This is a genomic window from Bacillus sp. C30 (assembly GCF_040838255.1).
Classification (GTDB): domain Bacteria; phylum Bacillota; class Bacilli; order Bacillales; family Bacillaceae_G; genus Bacillus_A; species Bacillus_A mycoides.
In genome coordinates, this window is record NZ_JBFPJH010000388.1 from 1 (window position 1) to 2,841 (window position 2,841).

Annotated in this window: 2 protein-coding genes; both read right to left on the reverse strand. The window is 32.7% G+C overall.

Translation table 11 applies throughout. The annotated features are described in order from the left end of the window. Positions 1 to 213, reverse strand: a 213-nt coding sequence (gene essA, locus AB3X49_RS20675) for a type VII secretion protein EssA (protein ID WP_367964439.1), incomplete at its 3' end; no start/stop codon positions are given. Continuing rightward, positions 185 to 2,841 (reverse strand): type VII secretion protein EsaA (locus tag AB3X49_RS20680; protein ID WP_367964441.1); only part of this gene is annotated, 2,657 nt, incomplete at its 5' end. The genes essA and AB3X49_RS20680, both read right to left, overlap by 29 nt.

Here is a 2,841-nt window from a genome sequence, read left to right on the forward strand (position 1 = left end):
AAATAACTCAATCGATGCTTTATCTAATTCCGTTTCCTTATGCTCCTTTTTATTTTTTTCTTGTTCGCTTTCTTCAAGTCGATCCACTTTAAACTTAATCTTCCCATCATCACCAAGATAACTGTCAGCCGCGCTCCTTATCGGTAGCGCGACAAACAGTAAAAGGATAGAGAGAAATGATAACTTAGCCACTATGCTCCATTGTTTGATCATTTACTTCTTTTTCCTCCCATTTCTTATGCCATACAAATAGATTACTAACTAATCCGATAATGGCAATTACAAACAACACGATGAAAATAACTTTTCCAGTATCTTTACCGCTAATAAAATCATTTAGAAAACTTTCTATATACTGAAGTGGTGAGAACTGACGTACCTTTCCAACAGACGACATTTGATCTACTTTACTTCCAACTGCTTCAGTTAAAAATAGGTACATACTTAAAAATACTAATAAAATAAACATCCCTACCATTTTTATTTGTCGTAATAAGTATGTTGAGACCAATACAAACGCCATCATAATGATTGTGATAAACGCAATCCATAATAAACTTTGATCTTGACCGAACTGTAAAAGACGTCCAGAAATGATACCTATACTAATTCCTTCCACAATTGATATACCGAATGCCACTACTGTAGTTGGTACATTCATATCAATTAATGAGAATTTCTCTTCAAAATGATCTGATTGCGTTCGTTTCTTTTCTTGATTCGCAATTGCGTATGCTGTAAATAACGCAACAATAAAACAAGTTAATACAATTAAATATGGTGTAAAAGCATTACCAGCTACAATGACTCCATCATTTTGTTTCTGAACTGGACTAGATAAAAATTGATATAACATTTCATTTTGGCGATCACCAATTCGGCTATTAGCCAAAATTTTAGTAAAGTTTTTGGAGAATGATTTATCATCGTCCATTTTCTTTGTAAAGTCATTTAATAATGAATCAGCCTTTGAAACAATTGTCGTTCCACTGTCTTGAATTTCTTTTGCTTGTCCATTAATTTGATCAAATGTTTTATATACATCGTCTGATGTTGTTAAACTATGCTTCGAACTCTCGACCAATGACTGACTTTGCATCATTAATGATTTAATACCAGAATCTAACGATAAAACAGCTGTTTGCTCACCAGTATTATTTGTTGTTAGCACTTGCTGTTCTTCAACTAGCTTTAAGCTACTCTCACGCCATTTCGCTAAACCTTTTAAATACTCTCCTAAATTTTCATTCATACTAGTTGCTTGCTGCGTCGTTACATTTAATTTCTCCGCTAGTAGCATTGAATTTTGATCCGCACTAGTAATGAATTGTTGATAAGAGTCTATTTTTTGTTTTAAACCTGTCATATCTTGCTTAACTTCTGCCGTAATACTAGATGAAACAAGGTTTGAAATTAAATCAGTTAAGCTTTGTTTATTTAATACGTAGTACAAAGATTGTTCAGTTGCAATTGCATCTAAACTTCCCTCTTCTAGCTTAGGACCTACATCTTTCGTTCTTAAGTCAATCCCATAATACATTTGGTACAGACTAAGTAAACCTTGGTAACTTTGAACAGTATCTACTGCTTCTTTAATTAGTACATTAGATGTATTAGTTGTTAATTTTTCTGTTTTTTGATGTACAACTTGATTAGTCGTTCGTTCAATAACTTTTGAGTTATCACCTTGGTTTCCTCCTGGATCTGTTCCCGTTCCGCCTCCTGGATTTCCTCCTGGATCTGTTCCCGTTCCGCCTTCAGGGGTCCCTCCGTTACCATTGTTATCCTGTTCCGTTTTTTGAATGATAGGTTTTTTAGCAGTATGTACTAGCGGCATTATTCCATACTGCGTTTTATTAACTACATTTTCCACCTTGCTATTTTTGGATTGTGTTCCTTCATCCTCTTTTTTAGGTTCTTCTTTTTTAGGCTCTTCTTTTCCAGAACTAGTTTCTTTTTCGTAATTTCCATTTAATCTCCATTCCCATGTTACTGGAGAGAAAACATCTATATTGATGCTTGAATCTATTAACTTCACATGAAGGTTAATTTTTAAATCCCCTTCATTACGGGCAGGTATTGTAACTGCTCCGTTTTGAAGAAATTCACTTGTATGATCCACATCATCAATATACAAAGATCCTGTACTTCCGTATAGTTCAAAGCCACTTGGAATACTTATGTTCATAGTTTGAGGTGATTCCATCTTGATTACTTTCGCTGTATCACTAAATGTAATTCCATCCTTAGAAAGACTATTCTTTACTTCTTTAATTGAATTTCCTAAAGAGATTTTATTTACAGGATCATAATTAAAGTTATTTTCTTTATTATATTTATTTGTAAATTGAATTACATTTTTCAGTTGTAATTTCGTTTCATCTGGCAAATCACTTTGAACTATTTCTTCCATATTTAAACTAGGTAATTTTGTAATTAAATTCTCGATTTGTTGCTTGATTCGAACATCTGGTTGTTTCATTAACGTATTTATAAATACTTCTTGTTGTCCATCATTTGAAAGAGACTTCTGTAATCGTTTATTTATCGTTGCTTGAATGTCACTCTCTAACTTCCCTGCAAGTTCTGTATCATATTCTGATACTTGTTTTTTTACATCTGTTAAATATTTTTGAATTGCTGAAGCATCAGCTAAAATATTTGGTTCTTTCTCTGAAAGCATAAATTGATTTGCAATAATTTTATTTGCCGATTCCAGTGAGCTTAACTGCTTTAAAGCATCACCTGCACCCATCTCACTCATAGATTGATTAAATTGACTCGAAAAATTATTAGCTAACAAATTATTATCAGATTGCATTTTTTGAAAGTTATTAAAAC